Here is a 25,543-nt window from a genome sequence, read left to right on the forward strand (position 1 = left end):
TTAGCAGTCCGTATTATCTTTCATAGAAAATGATTATTTTAAAATAACAACTAAATTTTTATTTTATTTATGAGCTCGTTATGACGCAAACACTAGTTACTCAAGCCTCTCGCATATCGTTAACTGAAAATATTATTGCGGCAAAAATAGCTAAAAAAATATCATGGCAGGATCTTGCCGATGATACTAATATGAATGTAGTATTTGTGACAGCAGCTTTATTAGGACAACATCCATTGCCTTTGCGCATTGCTAAGAATATTGTGAAAAAATTAGAATTATCCCCAGAATCCGTGGAATTACTCCAGGCTATTCCTATCCGTGGTTCTATGCAACAATGTATTCCAACAGATCCGACAATTTATCGCTTCTACGAAATATTAAATGTTTACGGCACTACTCTAAAAGCCTTAGTACACGAACAGTTTGGTGACGGTATTATAAGTGCAATTAACTTCAAGATGGACATTAAAAAAGTAAAAGACCCGGAGGGTGGTTCTCGCGCTGTCATCACTATGGATGGAAAGTATCTGCCGTCCAAACCATTTTGATCTAATGCTAATATATCATTAGTTTTATTATTTCAAAATTTCATGAATCTTACTAAGAGAATAAATGTGTATAACATTAAATATTAATTTTTATCACAGCGTTTTTATACTACATAGTATCTGTATACTGCTCAAAGGTATTAATACTTTGTTACACAGAAATATGATGATATGTAATCGTAATCGATTGTAAGAAAAAAAATATTATTGTACGATTCTTAAAATAGATCACTTTCTTATATCATCTAGAATCTAATGGCTTTCCTGCTTTGCAAGAAATATTTTTAAAAATTTAAAAATAATTAATATTTATTAATAGAATAATTTGTATGTTATACCGCTTCTTCTTAGGATAACTATATCCGAACATATATATAGTTAAAGCCGCAATAGTTATAATAATACTAATAATATGGTATATGTAATCTACCTAAAGCATTCATCTTAATTAATAGGTTGTTCCACTTTATTACTTGATTTATCTATTCGATAAAATCGATAACTCTATTATTCACTTTCAATAATATTAAAGTCAGGAGTGGCTTTAATATTAGAGCTAATTATAACATCTACTAATTTAGATGTTATATCTTAATATTGTTTACTTTATTTAATTGAAATATTTGCTCTGCTATTAGCAGGATATTATTTATATGCTTTTTGGATAAATTATTTATAATAGTTATGTATTATTTGAAATATAAAAGATAAATTTGATACTTTAACGCATGGTATTGTAAAAATATTATTATAAAATTTAATCCATCAACTCTAATGAGTTATGCAATTTATTTATGGTATTCTTAGTATAAGACATTCATTAAATATACTATTAAACTTATCTGCTAAATATAATATGTTCTTGAGAAATGTTACAGTATAATCGTCTATATTTACCTATGAATACTATATTCTTTCTTACTTAAAAGAAGGTCAATATTTTAAAAAATATTCTATATACAATATCAATTGTATTGATATTTAGACAGAAACATATTTTTCTGTACTTTATCACTGATTATTGTTCAGGATAAACGACTGCAGATCTTTTTTTAGTGATAATATCTTCTTTTCATATTTTTCTTTCTCCTCTGCATCTTCTAGCAAGTGCATAATAGTGTCTGATAGAGTGCTACGGAGGCTCTTTGCAAGTTTAGATAGATGTTGCCAAACTAAATATTCTAAATCAATTGATTTTTTACGCTCATTTATACTTTCAGCATTAGATTTACGTTTACGTTTTGCACGAATACTTTGTTTGATCTTTTTCTCTAGATCAGGGTTCATGTGGTTCCTGATCCAATCTTGGACATGCTCATGTTTGTTCTCAATATTGAATAGTAAAATGACAGCCTGTTGGCTCAGATCGTTTTCCATATAGCGGGTAATAGACTGACCTTCATGGTATTTTCTTACTAAGTATTTCCACTTCCACTCATCTTCTATATCTTTATTTTTTTGGTATTTCATTGAGATTTCTGCTAGTTATAATAATAATGGTATATTAAAAAATATTTAATGTTTTATTTATTTTATATTTGATTAAAATTAATCTATCTAGATTTATTTCTACTGTAAAATTATTAATCTCCTATAATTATATATAAGATAAATTATACATTTGGTGTATTATAAATGTCTTGTAATAACTAGAGCAATATATATATCTAGTTACGATAACATCAATCATCTTAGATTCTAAGTATGCAGTTATAACTGAAAAAGCAATCCCTAAAATATAAATTTATTTTCTTTATTTTATCTTTGTATAACTAATAGTTATTAATTAATTGAAATTTTCAATATCTAAAGAATTTTATAGATATTTTCTGAATTCTCATTAGACTATTAGGGTGAATGATTCTCAAAAATACAGTTATCTCCTTATTAAAATTCAAATAGGCAGATGATTTAATATATCCTCTGTAATAATTAATTATTGATAATTAGGAGTACTCATATTTATTATAATCAAGTTAGCAAGATAGATTATGTTAGTCTTAATTCAGATTTTATCAACTCAAAAATAAAGCTAAGTAACCAAAAATAGTTACAATATTTAATTCATCAATCTAAAGAGCCGATTAGTTATCTTCCTACGATATACTTAAAAATTTATTATAATACTTTTATACTAACTTAAAATAAATTTATTCTAATTTCATCAATCCTCTATTTAGAATGTTAAATGCATCTTTGATCTGATCGAGTAATCAAGAGATCAAAATTGTCATATCTTTTATTTGAAATAATGCGTCATTTTTTAGGTCCTTATAAATTATGTCTGATTGTTTTGAATCATTTCTTTCATTACAATATTTATAAATCAGAAAAAAATTATATTTGCATTATTATCTTATAGTATAAGATGGCTACTGTATGCAGTTTTAAGTTATAAAATAGAGCTGATAAGTAATTAAAATAACTTCTATTTTTGATTGGATTATGTATTTTGCAGAGGCAATTATTTTCCTGATTTATAATCTGTTCTAGTATTTTTTGCTAAAGTTTATAACTGCTAAAACTGTTTCTGTTATCTAAAAATTATTTTTGCATGTAATCTAGCAGAAAGATCTACAGCGCTATATTTGATATATAAATCTGTACTTTAAATTTTGAAGGAAGACATATTAAGGAATACCTTATTATCGCCTAGTCATTCAGATGAATATTATAGCAAAGTGCATGAATAAAATTAATTAATGCATTATTATAGAAATAATAATATTAATTGATATTAATCTAACTTGAGTAAATCTATATTAAAGAATTGATTGCTGTTTATTTAGAATATTATGCTATATTTTAGAAAAGATATTTCTATCCAGCCACTGTATTCATGACAGATATCATAAATAGTAAAAACATTGAATATAGCAGCCTAATTGAACAAATTATAGTCACTCTGTGATTATTATCAATTGGAATACAACGAACTATCTTCAATAGTAGCAATCATATTAATATTATACTTAATGTTTATAAACTACTACTTTATAGCATACTAACCTATCAATTAATCAGTTGATATTTGCCGCATTAATAGCAGTATAGTCATACTATATACTTAAAGATTTCAACCTATAGGATATGATGCGTTATCTTAGGTGATTCTCGGCAATAATTCTGGAGACTTTATCCGCTTGATCGTTAAGATGAATCTGTTTATATGCATTCTGCATTAACAGTAGAGCATAGCGAGTTGCTTGAGTATTACGGTAGTCACGTAGCATGGTTTCTACTCTGTTAATAACAGCAACATAAGCTTGACGTTTGTTGTAGTATTGTGCAACCGATAGTTCATACTCCGCTAAACGATTCAGGAGATAAATCAGACGCCTTGTAGCATCTGCAGCATACTGACTATTATCATAGTGATTAACCAGCTCATTGAAATCCCTAAATGCCTGGCGAGCATTATCTGGATTGCAGTCAGCATGATCAATACTAAAAAAAATCTTCATATCCTGCTCATCTAAAGCCATACTAATTAATCCACGCATGTATAAGACATAATCAGCATTAGAATGTGTTGGGTTCAAATGCATAAAACGATCTATTAATGTTTTGGCCATGTGTAAATCATCTGCTTTATAATAAGCGTAGATAAGTTCTAGCTGAACCTGTTGCGCATAATTAGCAAAAGGAAAATAGTTATCTAATAATTCTAGTTGTATAATAGCTTTTCTAAAGTTACCGTCTTGTAACTTTTGCTGGGCTGTAGCATAAATTTCAGAGGGAAGATGATTAGATATTAAATTCTGGTAGCTAGAGCAACTTACCAGAGTTATAATAGATATGGTAATAGCAATTAAAGATTGCATACGCATCATGACGTTTTAATTACCTTATATGTTGTTATAAAATATTAGTTGATTTCATGATACTCGAAGATCTAAAAATATTTTAAATAGCAAAATTAAAAGAACGCGAGGTAAACTAAATACAGACATATAAAATGAATGAGTTTTGACTTAATGAAGATTACAACTCAATTATTATTACATAATTTGTTCAATTATTGCCTTGTAAATCTTATATAAACTTAATTTCAGTAAAAGTATTGCTTTCTACAGTCCTGTTGAGTAGATTTTACTTTGATTAAGTTATCACATTTATATCTATTGCCCTTGGGTTACTATATCTATTTTTTAAGGAAATGCATCTTATTCCTCTTAGCAAATAGAGATCAGGAATGTCCTAATTTATTTTTAGAATTTGTTAATATTTTTGTATAAATATGCACTATATATGCTATATGTACAGCATATCTTTTATGAAAAATTTTTATTAACTTTCTACGTTCCTAACATAAAACTATATTTCACAGTAATCTTATTCGGAAATTGATCTGCTGAACAAGAATGTCACTATCATTTCATAAAAGATAGTAACTAGATATATCTAACTTTATACATTTTTATTATTCAATTCTATTTTCTGGCAGAATTTGCTCTTTCTTCTATAAAATTCTTGATAGTAGGTGCTATTATTGATATGATAAGTCAGTGCTCCCTGTTTATCGAGAATCTGTAGTATTGTTTATAATACTCTTTTAGTGTCTTCTTTAGGGATTGACTCAAATAATAGATAATGATTTCTGATAAGAATCTCTACAAATTACCTAGGTTTCTGTAAGATAGAAACTATTATATACTCTTGCTGGGTAGCAGATCATACCTATCTCAGTGCATTAAACCAAATGCATTATCTAATGCAAATAGGTCAGTTATGTTTTTCATGCATCATTTATCTAATTTGATGAATCACTAAAAGAATAGTCAGTCTTTATTTTATCAAGCATGATTGGGCAGTTTAAATTTTATTATAATTATAATAAGTATTAGGTGAATAATATTTAGTTAATAGATTTCTAATCAAGCATATTCATATTATTTTTTACTGTTTTCCTCCTTGTCTTTTAAGGTTTTTAATATCTTGTCTTTAATTCCTTCAAAATCACCATTACTCATTATAAGAATATAGTCATCTGGTTGAGCTTTTTTTGCAATCATGTTAACCAGAAAATCAATATCTGCGCTACAATGCACAGGCTGAATGCAATATTTTGCTACTTCTAGGACTAATAATGAGATATTTGGGGGTTGGAATAAAAATACCTCATCAGCGCAACTCATCGCAGGCGCTAGATCGTTTTTGGATATACCCATTTTCATGGTGTTAGATCGAGGTTCGAGCACAGCAAGAATGCGCGCTGTTTTACCTATCTTACTGCGTAGAGCACCTATTGTCGACATAATTGCTGTCGGATGATGAGCAAAATCATAATATACTTTTACACCAAATACTTCACCAATTAGCTCTAAACGATTATGAGCATTAATGAAATCTACTAAAGAGCGGCAAGAATCAGAGGGTGATATTCCTAGATGATGAGCCGCAACAATTGCCATAAGGCCATTATGCATATTGTATTCTCCGATTAAGCTCCAGTGCACTGCCCCTATCACTTTTCCGCCTAGCAATACTTCAAAATTACTGGCCTCATTATTCAACTGAAGTGTATTCCAATTTTCCTGTTTTCCTTTTATTTCTTCTTGTGTGCTCCAGCAACCCATTTCTATTACTTGCTTAAGATTTGCATCATTAGAGGGAAAAATAATATGCCCTTTCTCAGGTACTAAACGTACTAAATGATGGAATTGTTTTTGAATCTCCTTGAGATCCTCGAATATATCTGCATGATCAAATTCAAGATTATTAAGAATCAATATACGTGGGCAGTAATGCACAAATTTAGCTCTTTTATCAAAAAAAGCAGAATCATACTCATCAGCTTCTATAACGAAAAATGGACTATTTCCAATACGTGCAGAAACATTAAAATTACCAGGTATACCGCCAATCAAAAAGCCGGGTTCGTATCCGCGTTCTTCTAGGATCCATGCAATCATACCTGCAGTTGTGGTTTTCCCGTGCGTACCGGCAACCGCAATAACCCAGCGATATTGCAGAATTTCATCATGTAGCCATTGAGGACCAGAAACATATGGTATTCCTTGCTCTAAAATAATTTCTACACAAGGATTGCCCCGCGCCATTGCATTACCAATAATAGCCAAATCAGTTCTTGGTGCTATATGTAATGGATGATACCCTTCCATAATATTGATCCCTTCTTTTTCTAGTAGCGTGCTCATAGGCGGATAGACATTAGAATCAGAGCCAGTAACGTGATGCCCTAAAGAACGAGCTAGCAGTGCAAGACCGCCCATAAAAGTGCCGCATATTCCAAGGATATGGATGTGCATATCTTTTCCAGTTGATTAAATATATCCTGATCATGTTATAATAATGATCTGGGGTAGTAGGTAAGGAATGAAATAATTTAGGTATTACTTTATACATTAACTGAATATCATTGACAATAAACTAGTTTAGTTATAAATAAACATTCTTATTTTTATAGCTATTAGAAAGATTCAGTATATATCTATCTGATATTTTATCCAAAACGTATTATTTCCCTTTTGTTGAAGACAGCATGTTTATTGTTTATCATTCAAATACATTTTATATGCTTAAGCATATAATTGCTGAACTAATGGAAAGTCAATCCTTGCAGAATCCTTTAGAACAAGAAGTTATCTTGTTACAATGCCATGGTATAGCAGAATGGGTGCAAATAGAATTGGCTAAACAATTAGGTATTGCAGCTAATATTAAGTTTTCTTCCCCTTCTACTTTTATATGGAATTTATTTACTATTTTAATACCAGGTCTCCCCAAAGATAATGTTTTTAATAAAGATGTAATGACTTGGAAACTGATGTGGTTATTATCCGCAAAGTTAGATCATGAAGCATTTGGTCTTTTAGAGAATTATATAGCTAATGACACAGATAATCGTAAACATTATCAACTCGCATCCTGCTTGGCTGATCTTTATAAACAATACTTAGTATATCGTCCGGAATGGATAAATCTTTGGGAACAGGGTATTTTAATAGATGGACTAGATGAATCACAGAGGTGGCAGGCGCTCTTGTGGGTAGCGTTAAAAGAGAATACTACTAATCTTACACATCCTGCATTGCATATTGCTAATTTATATAAAAAGTGTAAGTCCATATTAGAACATGCCACAGAGTGTCCGCTAGGGCTGCCCAAGCGTATTTTTATTTATGGAATTATATCATTACCCCCAATCTATTTAGATATTTTAAAAGCATTAGGAAATCACATTGACGTGCATTTAATGTTTAACAATCCTTGTCGACATAATTGGCATGATATTAAAGATGATGGATGTCTAGATAAAACACAGAATAGTAAAATTTACTATAATATTAAACAGCCTAATACTATTGCTATATCTAAAAATTATCAGAGATTATACGATCCTTTTAAAGCAGGTCGTAGTCAAGAACGGATTAATCCTTTACTGGCATCCTGGGGAATGTTGGGAAGTGATTATATAAATCTCTTATCTCAGTGTGATCTAAAGGAAGTATATGCCTTTGTTGAATTAACTCAAGATAACTTACTTACTCGTATTCAAAGAGATATTCTAGAGTTAGAAAACCATAGTAAAGTCACAAATAGTTCAGAAGAGATTAATAATAGCATAGGAAAAAGACTATTAAATATAGGAGATCGCAGCATTAGCATAAATCTCTGTCACACTCCGCATCATGAAATTGAAATGTTACACAATAGATTACTGGATCTGTTTAATGAAGATCTTTCTCTGGTTCCAGATGATGTCATAGTCATTGCTGCAGATCTTGATATCTATAGGCCTTTTATACAGGCCATTTTTGGCAATACTAGTTGTCAAAACTACATACCTTTTTCTATTTCTGACTGTAAAATTAGTCAAGAAAATCCGGTTATTCAGACGTTTCTAATGTTGCTTGACTTACCTAATAGTCGATTTACCTCTCAGAATGTTTGGTCTTTGCTAGAATTACCATCTTTAGCTGAACATTATGGTTTCAATAAAGAAGATCTAGATTTTTTACATCATTGGATTAATGATTCTGGTATTCGGTGGGGGTTAAATAATAATAATATACTAAGACTAAGCCTGCCAATAATAGGACAGAATACATGGCAGTTTGGTTTAACACGCATGTTGCTTGGATATGCGATGGACAGCGATGCTGGGGATTGGAACGGGGTACTTCCTTATAATGAATCCAGTGGGCTGATTGCGGAATTAGTTGGTAAATTAGCTGATTTTTTAATGAAGCTTGATCAATGGAGTGTCCGACTTAGCACGGAATATACGTTGCAAGAATGGCAACCAGTATGTCGTGAAATCATTAATGATTTCTTCGTTCAAAATACTAAAACTAAGGTAATTCATAACTTTATAGATCAGAAATGGCGAAATATTATTAGTCATGGAATGCAGGCTGAGTATCCGCGGGTTATAGAAATATCGATTCTTCGTGATAAATTGGTATCAAGTTTGGATAAACAAAATATAAGACAATGCTTTTTATCTGGATATGTTAACTTCTGTACTCTTAAGTCTATGACTTCGATCCCATTCAAAGTAGTTTGTCTACTAGGTGCAAATGATAGTGCCTTCAAGGATACTACTGTGCCGATGAGCTTTGACCTAATAGCTCGCCATCCCGCATGTGGCGATATAAACAGTAGATCTTATAATCGATACTTGTTCCTTGAAGCACTGCTATCAGCTCAGAAATATTTCTATATCAGTTATATAAGTAGGTCTATTCAGGATAATTCTCTACGTAATCCATCAATCATGGTTAGCGAACTTATAGAATATATTGCCCAAAGCCATTATATAGCTGGAGATGAGTCTATGGACCTTGATTGCAGTGCAGAGCGAGTTACTGAATATCTACAGATTAAGCATGAATTGAATTCTTTTAAAACAGGAAGCTACTTAAAGACTAGTGAAAGACAAAGCTACAATAGTGATTGGTTGCGTGATGTTTCAGCTATTGGTGAAACATCTAAATATTTTGGTCTACCATTGCCTCCAGAAACCCTTTCTGTCATTACTCTCGATGAGCTTATTCGTTTTTATCGTCATCCTGTGCGCGCCTTCTTCCAGATGCGTCTTGGGGTGAACTTCTCATTAGAATTAAACAAACTAAGTGACGAAGAACCTTTTGTGGTGGATTATATTAATAATTATACGATAAATAGCCAGATATTGAACCGGTTGATAAACGATGGCGATATTAATACTCTATTTCGTAAGTTTAGTTCAGCTGGTGTTTTACCTTATGGTGTTTTTAGTCATATTTATTTTGCAAAACAAGCGCAAGAAATGCTAGACCTTGCTGTAAAGGTAAAACAATATCTACAGCCTAACCGCAGCATTGAGATTGATAGTATTATCAGTGGTATACAGATAACAGGTTCTTTAGACCATATACAGGATAGCGGTTTAGTACGTTATCGTCCTGCTGTATTAGGTATTATAGATGGTATGACGTTATGGATTGAGCATCTGTTTTATTCTTTAAGTGGCGGTAAAGGTGAGAGTCATTTTTTTGGGCGTAAAAACTCAGCTTGGCATTTTCCTCCTTTATCCTTAAAAGATGCTGAAAAAGAACTATTGCCATTATTAATTGGTTATTGCAATGGTCGCAGCAGTCCACTCCTCCTGCTACCTAGAGCTAGCTGGGCATGGCTTAAGGCATGTTTTGATAAGCATACAAATGCAGTTAATTGGGATCATGAAATACAAGTTAAAGCACAAATGAAGTTTTTATGTTCATGGCAAGGTGATTATAGAATGACAGGGGATAGGTCAGATCCTTATATACAGAGAGTGATGCCAACCTTAGATAATGAGCAGATATGCTATCTTCAGAAATTGTCTGAACAGTATTATTCGCCATTGGCACGCAATAATTTAGCCTCATAGTTTTCAGCATATATTTTATAAGACCGCATGTACACAAATATTCATTCTTTTCAGTCCAACATTCTTGCTATTTAGATACTCGAATAACAATATTATTTGTGGATTTTGAGGTAAATCATGGTTGGATCATTAATGCACAGGCACTTTTCATGTCTTAAAGTAATTACATTACTAATTATGTGTACATCTTTTTTATGGTCAATGATGAGTTTGACCATAACTAAACCTGTAGGATGGCAAGCCCTTCCTGAAAAAATATATAAAGATCAAAACGATCCTCGCTTATATCAAGCTATAAAGCTTGACAATGGGATGCAGGTTATTCTAGTTTCAGATAAAAATGCAACTAAATCTCTAGCTGCTTTAGCATTGCCGGTAGGATCCCTTGACGATCCTAACTCACAGCTTGGTTTAGCACATTATCTCGAGCATTTAGTTTTAATGGGTTCCAAGAGATATCCCAAGGTTGATGATTTTTCTGAGTTTCTCCAAAAACATGGAGGCAGGCATAATGCCAGTACGGCATCCTATCGTACAGCATTTTATCTAGAAGTAGAAAATGATGCTTTATCACCAGCCGTTGATCGACTAGCTGATGCAATTGCTGCACCTTTACTTGATAGAGTGATTGCTGATCATGAACTAAATGCTGTTAATGCAGAATTAACAATGGCGCGTTCTTGCGATGCTATGCGCATGGCTCAAGTCTCAGCAGAGACTTTAAACCCTCTTCATCCTAGTGCCCGCTTCTCTGGTGGTAATACAGAAACTCTGAGAAATAAACCATATAGTAATCTGCAGCAGGAGAGACTCTTATTTTATCATCGCTACTATTCATCTAATTTAATGGTAAGCGTTATTTATGGAAATCAGCCGATATCTAAGCTCGCAGAAATAGCCTGTATTTCTTTCGGCCGCATTGCAAATCGTCATGCAATAGTACCTCCTATTACAGTTCCTGTAGTGACACCAGAACAGCAGGGTATTATTATCCATTACGTACCAGCAAAACCTTGTAAAATATTGAAAATTGAATATCGCATTGATAATAATAGTGCTTTGTTCCGTAGTAAAACAGATGAGTACATTGCGTATTTAATTATTAACCGCAGTAAAAATACATTATCTGATTGGCTGAAAAAGCAAGGTTTAGTAGAGTCTATTGATGCAGGATCTGATCCTATGGTTGATCGCAATGGTGGGGTATTTTGTATTAGCATAGAATTAACTAACAAAGGTTTAGCAGAGCGTGATCTTGTGATTAGTGCCGTATATAGTTATTTAAAACTGATACGTAATCAAGGCGTAAGGGAAAGTTATTTTAATGAAATCGCTCATGTTCTTGATATTGATTTTCGATATCCATCAATTATCCGTGACATGGATTATATAGAATGGTTAGTTGATAACATGCTGCGTGTGCCTATTAAAGACTCGTTAAATTCGCTTTATGTGGCTGATAAATATGATCCGCATGCTATAGAATTACGTCTGAATAGTATGATCCCAAATAATGCACGTATATGGATTATCAGCCCTGATGAGCCATATGATAAGGTTGCTTATTTTCTTAACGCTCAATACCAAGTAGATCGCATAACAGCAAAGCAATTTAGATATTGGGGTAATTTAGCAAAAAATATCTTATTATCACTACCCACTCTAAACCCTTACATCCCTAATGATTTCACGCTTAATAAATCGGATTTGCCAAGAATGATGAAACCAGAAATGGTTTTAGATGAACAGACATTACGTGCATTGTATATGCATAGCATTCATTTTCCAAATGAGCCAAGAGCAGATATCACTATTTCTCTGCGCAATAAAATAGGTGATGCTAGTGTGAAAGAGCATGTGATGTTTCTTCTAATGGATTATATTGCTGGTATTGCTCTTGATCATCTTGTATATCAAGCATCAATTGGTGGTATTGTATTTTATACAACCTATAACTGCGGTTTGACGATAAATGCCAGCGGTTTTACTCAGTTTTTGCCAGCATTGTTAACTAGGTTAATCAATATCTATATTGATTTTGAGATCAACGAAAAATATTTGGTACAAGCAAAAGCATGGTATCTGGGGCAGTTAAATTCAGCCGAAACAGTAAAAGCATTTGAGCAGGCGATGCAACCTATTCAGTCCTTATCTAGTATCCCCTGCGCTGATATTAGCGAAAGACGTGCACTTTTAGATCAAATAACGATCATTGATATTAAAAATTATCGCACCCAATTGATTAAAGGGGCTGCGCCAGAGCTGCTGGTAGTTGGTAATATGACTGCCATGCAGGTACAGGTTATGTCGCAAAATATCCGTGCCCAACTTAAATCGGCTGGCATGCTTTGGTGGCACGGTCAGAATGTGGTCTTAAATCATAAGCAATTGGCCAATATCCAGTATAAAGGCAGCAGTACCGATTCGGCTCTGGGCGCCGTTTATATTCCGGTAGGTTATGATGAAGTGGAAGGAATGGCATGCAGCCAATTATTAAGCCATATCATTCAACCATGGTTTTATGATCAATTGCGCACAAAAGAGCAGCTTGGTTACGCTGTATTCGCCTACCCGGCTTCAATAGGCAATCAATGGGGCATTGGCTTTTTGCTGCAAAGTAACAGTCAATCTCCTAGCTATCTATATAAACGCTATCTAGATTTTTATAGAAAGGCAGATAAGCTTCTCGAGTCATTAAAAGAGTCAGATTTTAAACAGTATAAGCTTGCGCTTATAAACAAGCTAAAGCAGCGTCCACAAAATCTCAGCGAAGAGGCTAGTCGCTTCTCGAACGATTTTGATCGCGGTAACTTTAAATTTAATACCCGAGATAATCTAATAAAACAAATTAATGCTCTTAGCAGTGATAACTTTATTACATTTTATCATAAAGCAGTTATGCAACCTCAGGGTATGGCTCTGCTATCTCAGGTTCTGGGTAGCCATACGCAAGGATATTATGCGGCACCAAAAGGCTGGATTACCTATAAAAATGTTTCAGCACTGCAACATACTCTGTCTTTTAAGGTATGTCCATCATGATTAATAATAAAACTTTAGATCCCTTTTCTTGTCCTCTTATAGGGGAGTGTCTCATTGAATCCTCTGCTGGTACTGGTAAAACCTTTACTATTGTGATTCTGTATCTACGCTTGCTGTTGGGTTTAGGTGGAAAAGATATCTGCCGTCCATCTCTATCTATTAAAAAAATTTTGGTGGTAACTTTCACTGAATCTGCTACCGAAGAACTGCGCGGGCGTATTCGCGATAATATCCATGCTTTACGATTAGCATGCATGCGTGGTAGAAGTAATAACCCTGCACTTTCTGCGTTGCTTAATTTAATTCATAACAAAAATAATGCGATTAACCAATTGTTGCGTGCTGAACGTCACATGGATCATGCATCCATCTTTACCATCCATAGCTTTTGTCAACGCATACTTAAGAGTAATGCTCTTGAATCAGGATCTTTATTCAAGCAAATATTAATCGAAAACGAATTGCCACTGCTTCGTCAAGCTTGTTCTGATTTTTGGCGACGATACTGCTACTCTTTACCTCTGAGCATTGCTAAGATCATTAATCAAGAGTGGAGCGGTCCTGATCAATTATTAATGGATCTAGAGCCATATTTATATGGTGAGTTACCGGAGTTACGTCAGGTTATTTCTGATGATGATACTTTGTTGCAAAGACATGAAAAAAATATTAATCGTATTAATCGTATAAAGTTTCATTGGCTTCAATTAGGCGGCAATATTGAACGCTTGATTTTGGATTATGATCTAGATAAGCGTAGTTATAGCAGTAGCTTGATACCGAAGTGGCTGAGAGTTATTGGCGATTGGGTTCTAACAGATACGCTTAATTATCAATTTCCTAGTGAGCTTAAACGATTTGGGCAAAATATTCTACTAAAAAAAACAAAAAAAAAAATCCACCATATCATCAATTATTTAGTGACATTGAACAATTAGTTACAGATTCTTTATCTTTACGCAATTTATTTCTTTTTCGAGCATTAACGGCGGTGCGCGCTAATATCAGAGAAAATAAAGAACAGCATAGTCAGCTCGGTTTTGATGATCTTGTAAGTATTCTATATAATGCTCTACATAAATCTAATGGTAATTTATTGGGTAAAGCAATTCGTCAGCACTATCCTGTCGCCATGATTGATGAATTTCAAGATACAGATCGTCAGCAATATGGTATTTTTCGGGCCATTTATAGTAGGTACACATCATGTGCTTTGCTACTTATTGCAGATCCTAAGCAGGCTATATATTCTTTTCGCGGTGCTGATATCTTTACTTACATGTATGCACGTTCTAACATTAAGAGGCAGTATACTTTAAACACTAACTGGCGTTCGTCATCAGGAATGGTTTCTGCTGTTAATCAGCTCTTCTCAATTGTGCATAATCCTTTTATTTTTGTAGACATTCCCTTCTTACCAGTATCTCCTGCAAAAGCTAATCAAGAGCTACGTTTTGAGATGGAAGGAAAGATTCAGAAATCGCTCCATATATGCTTACAGCCAGGTGAGGGATGCGGGATCGCAGAATATCAGCAGTTTCTCGCAAGCCAATGTGCAATGCAAATTCGTGATTGGTTAACTGCAGGTCAGCAGGGTAAAGCATTGCTTTATACTAATAAGAAAGATCTAGAAGGATGTATAATATCTCATCCGGTTAAAGCATCACATATCACTATTCTTGTACGTAGCCGTTCTGAAGCAACAGTAATTTGCAATGCGCTCATTGCACTGAAGATACCATCAGTATATCTATCTAGCCATGATAATGTTTTTCAGACTCCAGAAGCTTCTGATCTACTTTGGTTATTACACGCAGTTTTAACCCCAGAAAATTCACGTTTCTTGCGTAGTGCGGTTGCTACAAGACTAATGGGACTTAACTCACGAGAGTTAGATAGTCTATATCAGGATGAAAATAAATGGAATGATCTCATTTCTGAATTTGATGCGTATCGCCAACATTGGCAAAAGCAGGGTTTTTTGTCAATGTTACACTGCATTATTATAAAAAGAAATATAGCAAAAAATATTTTAGCTAGTCAAGAAGGAGAACGACGTCTAACAAATATTTTTCATATTGGTGAGTTGTTGCAAGAGAGATCCTTAAATTTAGACAATGCAGTATCTTTGCTGTATTGGTTATCTAAGAAAATAGAGAATCCTGATGTTCATTCAGATAAGGAGAGACTACGTTTAGAAAGTGATAATCCTGTCGTACAGGTAATGACTATCCATCATTCTAAAGGCATGGAATTTCCTATCGTTTGGTTACCATTTATTGGAAGTTACCGCTTGCAAAAAAAAAGGCTGTATCACGATCGAGATAACTTTAATTCGTTCCTAGATCTTAACAATAACAATAATAATGATGAAGTTAGTAAATTAGTAGAAGAGGAGCGCCTTGCGGAGGATCTTAGGCTGCTCTATGTAGCACTCACCCGTTCAATATATCACTGTAGTCTTGGTCTAGCCCCAATTTTTTCAGGGAAAAGGAAAAGACAGGGGAAAACTGACGTGCATAATAGTGCTATCGGTTATCTTATTCAAAACACAGAAGCCGGCGATTCCCAGATGTTATTAAATTTTCTTAAAATCTTAGAAAGCGAAAATATTAGATTAATCAAACTTAAGAAGCAAGATTACTTACCATGGACGCCTGTAGTAGATAAGGAAAAAGATCTTAGGATTAAAACATTTACTCGTAAGATGGAAGATGATTGGAGTATTAGTAGTTATTCTCAATTACATCGGCAAAATAAGACTAAAATATTTGATAGTTTATCAAACATATATGAGGACCCCGTTATTGAGACAGCGGAAGATAAAAGCATAGATGAATTTACACAACACACCTTTCCTAAAGGTGCTACTTCTGGAGTCTTTTTGCATAGATTATTGGAGTCGCTAAACTTTAGATGGATAACAAACATTACATGGCTTACTGAACAAGTAATACTTGAAGGTCTTAATATAGCTTGGATTCCGGTATTAAATAGATGGTTATATACTATTATTAGTTGCCCTCTAACGGATAAAGGACCTTGTTTAGCGCAGCTACATTCAGAGGCAGTACAGTCTGAATTATCTTTCTATGTATCCATCGATAGATTGATATTTTCTGCTGAATTAGATGCTTTGATGAAACATCACGATCCACTTTCTGCCCAGTGTCCTGTTTTAGAGTTCAAGAAATTTCGCGGTATGATAAAAGGGTCTATAGACTTAGTCTTTTACTGGCAAGAGCGCTATTATATCCTAGATTATAAATCTAATTGGTTAGGGGAAGATTATTATGCTTATACTCAGGAAGCAATAATAGAATCTATGATCGAACATCGTTATGATTTTCAGTACCAACTGTATTCGTTAGCGCTGCATCGTCATTTGTGTCAACGACTACCCAACTATAAATATGCACAGAATTTTGGCGGTGTGATATATTGTTTTCTGAGGGGTATGAATATAGAACAACGAGGACAAGGCATTTTTAAGTACCGTCCATCAGAAGAACTTATAGAAGGTATGGATAAGTTATTTGGTTATCTCTAAGGGGTCCTTATAAGAAAATGATTTTTGATCTTCTTTTACGCATGAAAGAACATAATTATCTGCGTTCTCTTGACATCCATTTTGCTCGCTTAATGGCCTCTAATGGTCATCCTCATTTGGCTTTAGCCTCTGCATTAGTTAGTAAGGGAACTTCTGCTGGTCATGTTTGCTTGCCTTTGAGTCAGCTAAGTATAGAAACACTGGTTTTACAGTTTCCTTATTTTTCTAGCGATATGCGATCCTTTTTTGGATCTATTTGTGAAAAGAAGTGGCAGGATTTACTGCTTTCAGAGCCTGAAGTGAGCGATGGCAGTTATATGGCTCCAATGATTTTACAATATAGCCTCTTGTACTTACAGCGTTCATGGAGAGATGAATGTTGTGTAGCAAAGTTTTTTGCAACCTCATATTTCCCTTTATATTATGACGAACAATATCTGTCTAAAATTTTAGCTCATCTTTTCCCTCCAAGAAATTCAGTCAATGCAATCAATTGGCAAAAGGTTGCTGTAGGTGTTGCTGCAATGAGCAAGGTCTCTATTATTTTAGGAGGTCCTGGCACCGGCAAAACTACGACAGTTACAAAATTACTCACGGCGCTGATTCAATTGTATCCATACAAGAAACTACGGATTCAGTTAGCTGCTCCTACAGGAAAAGCTGCTGCAAGGCTAACAGAAACATTGGGTGTTGCTATTAATATGCTTAACCTAGACATACAGGTGCGTCAATCCCTACCTCAGGAAGCCTATACATTGCATCGCTTACTTGGCGCCCAGTACAATAATGCGCGTTTTCGTTATTATCAGGATAATCCTTTGCGTCTAGACGTATTGGTAGTTGATGAGGCGTCCATGGTAGATTTATCCATGATGTCTAAAATTATATCGGCTATTCCAAAAGATGCGCGCTTAATTTTATTAGGTGATAGAAATCAACTACTTTCAGTTGAGTCTGGATCAATCTTGGGAGATCTCTGTTACTTCGCTAAATTTGGTTTTCGCCCTGCACGTGCAAGATCACTTTCTATACTGTGTCAGTATAGTATTACCGAAGGAAATTATGAACCGGATATTGCAATACGTGATAGTATTTGCCTATTAAAAAAAAATTATCGTTTTAAGGTTAACTCAGGCATTGCTCAGTTAGCAACAGCTGTAAATTCAGGAGATGCTGCTCATGCATTAAAATTGCTTAATAAAAAATTTACCGATATCTCCTGGATACCAATGACTAAGAACAAGGATTATGATACTCTTATTCAGACCTGTGTGGAAGGCTATCGTTCAACTTTAGAATTGGTATATGATAGAGCAGATATCACTAAGGTATTCACTAGTTTTTCGCGCTTTAGATTGCTCTGCGCATTACGCGAAGGACTTTTTGGTCAGTCAGGTCTTAATGAACGTATCGAGCTTGCTTTGGCTAAAGCTAAACTGATTAAGCGGTCTTCACAAGATTACAGGAATTGGTATAGCGGAAAACCAATCATGCTGACCAGAAATGATAGCTCGTTAGGATTATTTAATGGTGATATTGGAATTTCTCTTGCATATCCAGCATATGGAATTCGCGTTTATTTCCAGTTATCTGATGGTTCTATTAAATCTGTACACCCAAGCTGTTTACCACAGGTAGACACAGCCTATGCTATGACAGTACATAAATCGCAGGGTTCTGAATTTGCACATGCAATATTGGTTCTGCCTGTTGATTTTTCAGCTATAGTAACTCGAGAGTTACTATACACGGCAATCACTCGGGCTAAGCAGAAAATAACCATATTCAGTAAGGATAAAATACTGGTGTCGGCAATCTGTACGCCTACTTTGCGCCAAAGTGGTTTTATAAAGCGCATCATGCTTGAATCTTAGCTAAATTTTCAAGAATTATACCTAGTTATCTTGGGTTATTTTATAACTTTCTGATTTTAAAAGAAAGTCCAAGTATTTTAAAATAGCTTAATCAGTATCATATGAGGGTCACTGCAAAGTAATCACTTTAAGAATTTTTATCTCTATTTAGATATACATTAAAATAATCTCGAGAATAATGACTGTAAATCCTATTAATGACTCGCAGGGCTTAAATAATTATTATAGATAAGGTGCTTGGTTATTATATGATTCAATCACAAGAAAGGATTAAATGAGTGTATTCGTAAGACATGTTTGGTATAATGGTACCGCTTAATTAAACGGTACCATTATACCATCGACGATTTTTTCTTAAGATTCATCAATGTATTTTTAATATTTAGTATACTTTCTTTATATTACTTACACTAATAAGTGCTACTTAGTTTAGATTAACTAAGATTACTGATCAAAAAAATTTTGTACGGTAAATTTGGTTGAAGGTAAATTATGTAGTGCTTTTTTCAAAACTAAATTTCAAAATATTTAATGATATTCTTTATGCTATAGACTGTAATGTATCATTACTAAATTATTTGTAATAAAAATAAATTCTATTCTAATAATTTATTTTCTATATTTCATTCTTACGAATGAATGATTTGTTGTCATAATATACAATATTTGTTACTTGCACTATAATAAAGCTAGCAGTTTTTTATCTGCTAAATTCGGTCTCTTTATTTAAATTATATACACCTTATTTATGTCAAACTGCAATAATACTTTATATAGCATTCTCAATAGTAAGATAGGGGTTAAGCGCGATACGCTTTTCTCAACTCCTCTGAATAGATTATATGACTGGACTTTTGACGAACATATAGCTGAAGTCTTCCATGATATGCTACAACGATCTGTACCGGGTTACTCTAATATCATATCTATGATTGGAATGTTGGCAGAACGTTTTGTGCAGCCTAACACTAAAGTATATGACTTAGGATGTTCTTTAGGCGCGGCAACTTTTTCTATATGTCGCAAGATACGCGCTGAAGGCTGTCAGGTTGTTGCTGTAGATAATTCTCCTGCTATGGTGCAACGTTTTCGTCGCCATCTTCACTCTTTCCGTCTTCATATTCCAGTAGAAATTATCGAAGCCTGCATTCAAAACATTTCTATTGAGAACGCATCTATGGTGGTCCTCAATTTTACGTTGCAGTTCTTAACTCCAATAGATAGACAATCTTTACTCAATAAAATTTATCAAGGTTTATTGCCTCGTGGTATTATAGTTTTATCTGAAAAACTTCACTTTGAAGATAACACTATAGGCGAACTATTCTTTAATATGCATGACGATTTTAAGCGCTTAAATGGTTACACTGATCTTGAGATTACGCAAAAACGTAAGATGTTGAAGAACGTGATGTTCACGGATTCAATTGATACACATAAAATTCGTTTGAATAACGCCGGTTTTAAACACGTAGAAATTTGGTTTCAATACTTTAATTTTGGATCCTTGCTTGCAGTAAAATGAGGAATGGATCCATGATTAATTTCTTTAATTTCTATAAACAAATTACCAATACCTCACTAAGGCATTGGTTGGATGTTCTGCCGGAACAGTTAAACATCTGGCAAAGAAGCGCTTCGCTGCATAGCGAATTCAAGTACTGGCTTAACTGTCTTGAGCGTCTTCCAAAAATAACGCCATACTATCTTGATCTGTTAAATGGAGTGATCAGTCACGGAGAATCTCAGCTATTGTCAGATCACAAAGTAATGATTGAAAAAACTCTACGTTTACTAATGCCATGGCGTAAGGGCCCATTTCATTTCTATGGTATTGATATTAACACCGAATGGCGTTCTGACTGGAAATGGGAACGCATATTGCCATATATTTCCCTACTAAAAGGTCGCACTGTACTTGACGTTGGTTGTGGTAATGGGTATTACTTATGGAGAATGATTGGAGCAGGTGCAAAGCTGGCTATCGGTATAGATCCAATGCAACTATTATTATGTCAATTTGAAGCAGTCCGCAAACTCATTGGCGATGATCAACGTGCTCATTTATTACCGTTAAGAATTGAGCAGCTCCCTAAAATTGCGTCGTTCGATACTGTATTTTCCATGGGAGTTCTATATCATCGTCGTTCGCCGTTTGATCACATACAGCAGCTCAAGAATCAGTTGGTAAAAAATGGTGAACTAGTGCTTGAAACTATTGTGATTGAAGGTGATGAAAATAAAATACTAGTTCCTGATAAGCGCTATGCGCAAATGCGTAATGTATACTTTATCCCTTCGGCTAACTTTCTAGTAAATTGGCTGAAAAAGTGCGGTTTAGTCGATGTATGTATTGTTAATAGTTGCGTTACCACTGTGGATGAACAGCGTCGTACCGACTGGATGATTAGTAAATCTTTAGCAGATTTCCTTGATCCTAACGATCACAGCAAAACTATTGAAGGTTATCCGGCGCCTATCCGTGCTGTAATAGTTGCTCGCAAACAATAGAAGAAGATCTTTAAGAAATAGTTATCTACTATAATATTTATCTAGATAGAGTATACTACTTTTTGTATAACTAATAGTTTATAATCTTTTTATTAAAAGATGATAAAATACTACTTTATAAAAATATAAACTAAGAATTAAATATACTATAAGTAATAAAAATTTTAGATACGCATATTTTTAATCATATAAAGTTATTATTCTAGGAACTATAGGGTAAGATTAATAGTTATCTTAAAAGACAGCTCAATAATCAAAGTGTAGCCAAATGATTGTAATGCGCTTAAACCTTCACCTTAACTGACTTTATATTTAAGATAGTAGGATCTAATCATATATACGCTAAGATCTTGGATCACTAATATAAACTAAATGTTTATAGAAATCTGAAAAATAAATAATCAGTCCTAATCTTATTCTAAACAGAAATATCTCTCTTAATTAAATTCACTCATGTTATAGTATTAAGGGGATTCGCTATATATCATACTAGCGAAGAAATGCAGCAAATACCCTGCAACAAGATCTAGAATTTTCTGTACTAGAATGCTACAGCTAGTCTGTATAATAGTACATAAATACACTAAAGATATTCAAAGATATACTCTTTAAGCTAATCTAGTAAAATTAAAAAGATATTTTGTCTCTTTCTATAATTGTAATAGATCATGAAATATAGCAAACCTAAGGTATCATGTTTGCCTGCAGTTTGTGTCATCCCTTGTTAAAGATCAATAAATAGCGAGTAATCATATAATTAGAAATAACTTAAATATATTATCGTTTAGCATGAAATCATATCAGCAATAATACTCACAATTGCCAAGGAGCACTGGAATGCCAATAACGGCTTGTAGATTGTACCTTGACACCTTAAATTTTTTTCGTCATCAGTTCAGCACGCTATGCCTATTAGTGCTATTTACTACTTTGATTTCATTGATCTTGAATCAATTATTTACGATGGGTGGAGCCGACCTGAGTATTTTCTCCGGTCTTCATAGCTCTTTGACTGAGGATATGAATTGGCGAGAGATCATTAAAGAAATGACTCCTGAGCAACACATAGTATTGCTGAAACTCTCTATTGCAGCGAGTCTCTCTGGCCTTATTGGTAACGTTGTATTGTTAGGGGGCATGCTAGTACTAATTCCATTAATTTCTACAGGAAACGATATTAGTGCGTCACGTGTAATTTATGGTTCTGTGCTAATACTGCCACGTCTTTTATTATTAATGTTTCTGTGTACCTTAATGGTTCAAGTTGGCGCTACTTTATTTATTGTACCAGGTATTGTTCTTGCAGTCGGTCTCTCTATGGCGCCTCTAATAATATATAGGGAGGGACTAGGTATTTTTAGTGCTATTTATAGTAGTTTCCATCTTGCATTTGCTAACGTATCTCTGATTAGTCCAGCTATTATGCTCTGGTTTGCATTAAAACTAGTCATAATGCTTTTTCTGAGGTCAATACCTGTATTACATCCAATGATTATTATGTTTATTATGGGATTGTTCAATCATTTCGTTTCTACTTTACTTATTATCTACTTGTCACGTCTCTATATGCTGTTAAAACAAAACACTTAATTTATAAAATAGTCTAAAATAGGTTTTATATATGTAATATATTGTTCATTCTTATAATCCAAAAATTGCTAAATGATAACTATCTGGGATGCTCACATAGTTTAGATATTTAAAATGATTACCTTGTAATACACAAGTACACATTTATCTAAAAATTAGTGTATATACTAGTTGTTGATTTGTGCTAAGGCTAAGATAAATTATATCTAGTACTTATCTATCATATTACAAGACCTATTGTGCCTTATCATATCGTTATTATTCAGCTCATTCTCTTACAAATACTAAAAATAGATTTCCGCGAGATCATAATAAGAATATGATTATTTAATGTTTTGAGCACATCTCATAATCCTTATTCATTTTTATTAATACTTCCTTCAGCTCCTATCTGAAAATAATTGTTTCATCTCATAGCTTCTCTTTCTATGTGGTGTCTTCCAAATTTTCTGTTGAGTGTTCTCCACTATTAATGCAGCGTATTATTATTTTATGGATTTTTTGTTATGAAGTTATGGATAATAGGCAGTCAAATTAAAAAGTTATTAATTAATTGTACTCTATACTAAATTAGTAGTATTAATCGTAGATTAAAATAATTTTCTGTGTATATGGATTCCATGATTATACTGTTATAATTGCATCTTATTAAGATGCTTTATTTTTCTGGCTATGAAATATATAATACTTTTTAATTTTTATTAAAAATTTAAGTTTATTAGTTTTCACAAATGATCAGTATAATAAAAATTATTAAAGATATTTCTAGAATATAGAAATATTCTAATATTTTGCTATAAAATATTATATATACTACTTTTAATTCAGTGTTTGCACTATCACCTTCTTCAAGGTAAAAAGAATAATATTAATTATAATGCAAAGACCTTAGTATAGAGATCTATCTTGTTTAAATATTTCTTTACATACCGTAGCTTACATGCTATTGAGAATTTTTCTAACTAGTATATAGTAGAATTAATTAATTACTGAATTTAGATAAAACTAGTTTTTAACATGATCAGTTATATTGCTAATTAAAATAACTTTAATATCTTTAATAAGTAACTATATAAAAAGAATTAAACATTTCTATGTATTTCCATAAAAGTGAAGATTATTTACCAAGACAAAAACTGGAGAAAATACGTCCCAGTAATTCATCTGAAGTGAATTTTCCAGTAATTTCATTAAGAGCCTGCTGTGCGAGATGTAATTCTTCAGCTAATAGTTCAATTGCATTAGTATTGCATAGCTGATCTTTGCCCCTCTCAAGGTGCTCAGCGGCAATCCCCAGTGCGTGTAGATGACGTCTGCGGGCTAAGAACTTACCTTCTATGTTATCAAGACCTATGATCTTCCTTAGATGTACTCGAAGCATATCCAGACCTTCCCCGGTTAGAGCAGACAACCTTATAACAGAGTAACTATTAACACTGCTAACGCCTACTGATTCTCCAGTAAGGTCTACTTTATTCTTAATAATTGTGATTGGTAAATTTTTAGGTAGCTGATCCATTACATCTGGCCAAATAGTAGTAGATGCAATCTCATCAGTAGTGGTTGCATCAATCATACACAAAATATGATCAGCCTGTCTTATTTCGCTCCAAGCACGCTCTATTCCAATGCGCTCAATTTCTTGGTGTGTTTCGCATAATCCTGCAGTATCAACAATATGTAGTGGCATATCATCAATCAGGATATGTTCACGTAATACATCTCGAGTAGTGCCCGCAATATTAGTTACGATAGCTGTATCTTGGCCAGTCAATGCGTTTAATAAACTAGATTTTCCTGCGTTAGGTCGTCCAGTAATAACTACTTTTAAGCCCTCCCGTAATAGGATACCTTGTCTTGCTTCTGCAAGTATTACTTGTAGTTCTTCAATAATGCTATTAAGTTGTGCTTCTAGTTTTCCTATCGGGACAGAATCCACGTCTTCATCAGGGAAATTAATAACAGCTTCGATATAGATACGCACATGGGTAATTGCTTCAACAAGTTTATTAACTTTTCTAGAAAAAACACCTTGTAGAGAATGTAATGCTGAGCGAGCTGCCTGTTCTGAACTTGCATCTATTAAATCAGCAATTCCTTCTGCTTGTGCTAGGTCTAATTTACTATTTAAGAATGCGCGTTGCGAGAATTCACCAGGATAAGCAATCCGGACATCTTGAATTTTTAGACTACTTTTTAACAGCATATCTAAAATTATCGGTCCTCCATGTGCTTGTAATTCTAGCACATCTTCACCTGTAAACGAATTTGGTGCTGGGAAATATAAGGCAATCCCCTTATCTAATAAAATACCATTCGCATCTTTAAATGGCAGGTATTCAGCGTATCGGGGCTCTGGTAATTTTCCTAAGCAGGCTATGGCTATTGCCTTAGCTTGGATTCCTGATGCACGAATAATACCTATGCCACCTCGTCCAGGCGGTGTTGCTTGAGCAATAATGGTGTCATACTGACTCATAATTTATACTCTAATATTAAATATGTGCTATTAATATCGATTAAGTAACCTTTTGTTAAAATAATA

Annotated in this window: 11 protein-coding genes and 1 pseudogene; 8 read left to right on the top strand and 4 right to left on the bottom strand. The window is 33.5% G+C overall.

The window, feature by feature from the left end; genetic code table 11:
* The first annotated feature begins 80 nt into the window (after positions 1–80).
* Positions 81–551, top strand: a complete 471-nt coding sequence (gene cynS / locus KTT71_RS01100) for a cyanase (protein ID WP_216782638.1) — start codon at positions 81–83, stop codon at positions 549–551.
* A 1,011-nt stretch (positions 552–1,562) separates the two neighbouring features.
* On the opposite strand, the gene matP is transcribed toward cynS, so the two are convergent.
* From matP to mpl, 3 genes are all read right to left on the bottom strand, one after another.
* Positions 1,563–2,021 carry a macrodomain Ter protein MatP gene (matP, locus tag KTT71_RS01105; RefSeq protein ID WP_216782639.1) on the bottom strand — a complete coding sequence of 153 codons (459 nt, stop codon included), beginning with the start codon at positions 2,019–2,021 and terminating at the stop codon, positions 1,563–1,565.
* Between the two features lie 1,628 nt (positions 2,022–3,649).
* On the bottom strand, positions 3,650–4,384 hold the full coding sequence (gene bamD / locus KTT71_RS01110; protein ID WP_216782640.1) for an outer membrane protein assembly factor BamD: 735 nt from the start codon (positions 4,382–4,384) through the stop codon (positions 3,650–3,652).
* A 1,059-nt stretch (positions 4,385–5,443) separates the two neighbouring features.
* Entirely contained in the window at positions 5,444–6,823 is a 1,380-nt protein-coding gene (gene mpl / locus KTT71_RS01115) for a UDP-N-acetylmuramate:L-alanyl-gamma-D-glutamyl-meso-diaminopimelate ligase (protein WP_216782641.1), read from the bottom strand.
* Positions 6,824–7,056: 233 nt separating this feature from the next.
* On the opposite strand from mpl, the gene recC reads away from it, so the two are divergent.
* The 7 genes and pseudogenes from recC (at position 7,057) to KTT71_RS01150 (ending at position 22,998) form a co-directional block, all read left to right on the top strand.
* Entirely contained in the window at positions 7,057–10,431 is a 3,375-nt protein-coding gene (gene recC, locus KTT71_RS01120) for an exodeoxyribonuclease V subunit gamma (RefSeq protein ID WP_216782642.1), read from the top strand.
* Between the two features lie 132 nt (positions 10,432–10,563).
* Positions 10,564–13,473, top strand: a complete 2,910-nt coding sequence (ptrA, locus tag KTT71_RS01125; RefSeq protein WP_216782733.1) for a pitrilysin — start codon at positions 10,564–10,566, stop codon at positions 13,471–13,473.
* A pseudogene (gene recB / locus KTT71_RS01130) lies at positions 13,470–17,023 on the top strand (exodeoxyribonuclease V subunit beta). The gene ptrA and the pseudogene recB overlap by 4 nt, the downstream one beginning before the upstream one ends.
* 17 nt (positions 17,024–17,040) lie before the next feature.
* Positions 17,041–18,897, top strand: coding sequence for an exodeoxyribonuclease V subunit alpha (gene recD / locus KTT71_RS01135; protein WP_216782643.1), 1,857 nt, complete (start codon positions 17,041–17,043; stop codon positions 18,895–18,897).
* A 748-nt stretch (positions 18,898–19,645) separates the two neighbouring features.
* Positions 19,646–20,422, top strand: a complete 777-nt coding sequence (gene cmoA, locus KTT71_RS01140) for a carboxy-S-adenosyl-L-methionine synthase CmoA (RefSeq protein WP_216782644.1) — start codon at positions 19,646–19,648, stop codon at positions 20,420–20,422.
* A gap of 11 nt (positions 20,423–20,433) precedes the next feature.
* A complete protein-coding gene (cmoB, locus tag KTT71_RS01145; protein ID WP_216782645.1) occupies positions 20,434–21,408 on the top strand; it encodes a tRNA 5-methoxyuridine(34)/uridine 5-oxyacetic acid(34) synthase CmoB in 975 nt (324 codons plus the stop codon).
* Positions 21,409–22,245: 837 nt separating this feature from the next.
* Positions 22,246–22,998, top strand: coding sequence for a YciC family protein (locus KTT71_RS01150; protein ID WP_216782646.1), 753 nt, complete (start codon positions 22,246–22,248; stop codon positions 22,996–22,998).
* A 1,117-nt stretch (positions 22,999–24,115) separates the two neighbouring features.
* Here KTT71_RS01150 and mnmE read toward each other — a convergent pair.
* A complete protein-coding gene (gene mnmE / locus KTT71_RS01155) occupies positions 24,116–25,477 on the bottom strand; it encodes a tRNA uridine-5-carboxymethylaminomethyl(34) synthesis GTPase MnmE (protein ID WP_216782647.1) in 1,362 nt (453 codons plus the stop codon).
* Positions 25,478–25,543 lie beyond the last annotated feature (66 nt).

This window comes from Candidatus Profftia tarda, from assembly GCF_904848675.1.
GTDB lineage: Bacteria > Pseudomonadota > Gammaproteobacteria > Enterobacterales > Enterobacteriaceae > Profftia > Profftia tarda.

Excerpts from the sequence above, each read along its gene's own strand:
- cynS (WP_216782638.1), top strand. The coding sequence starts at position 81 with ATGACGCAAACACTAGTTACTCAAGCCTCTCGCATATCGTTAACTGAA.
- matP (WP_216782639.1), bottom strand. The coding sequence starts at position 2,021 with ATGAAATACCAAAAAAATAAAGATATAGAAGATGAGTGGAAGTGGAAA.
- bamD (WP_216782640.1), bottom strand. The coding sequence starts at position 4,384 with ATGATGCGTATGCAATCTTTAATTGCTATTACCATATCTATTATAACT.
- mpl (WP_216782641.1), bottom strand. The coding sequence starts at position 6,823 with ATGCACATCCATATCCTTGGAATATGCGGCACTTTTATGGGCGGTCTT.
- recC (WP_216782642.1), top strand. The coding sequence starts at position 7,057 with ATGTTTATTGTTTATCATTCAAATACATTTTATATGCTTAAGCATATA.
- ptrA (WP_216782733.1), top strand. The coding sequence starts at position 10,564 with ATGCACAGGCACTTTTCATGTCTTAAAGTAATTACATTACTAATTATG.
- recD (WP_216782643.1), top strand. The coding sequence starts at position 17,041 with ATGATTTTTGATCTTCTTTTACGCATGAAAGAACATAATTATCTGCGT.
- cmoA (WP_216782644.1), top strand. The coding sequence starts at position 19,646 with ATGTCAAACTGCAATAATACTTTATATAGCATTCTCAATAGTAAGATA.
- cmoB (WP_216782645.1), top strand. The coding sequence starts at position 20,434 with ATGATTAATTTCTTTAATTTCTATAAACAAATTACCAATACCTCACTA.
- KTT71_RS01150 (WP_216782646.1), top strand. The coding sequence starts at position 22,246 with ATGCCAATAACGGCTTGTAGATTGTACCTTGACACCTTAAATTTTTTT.
- mnmE (WP_216782647.1), bottom strand. The coding sequence starts at position 25,477 with ATGAGTCAGTATGACACCATTATTGCTCAAGCAACACCGCCTGGACGA.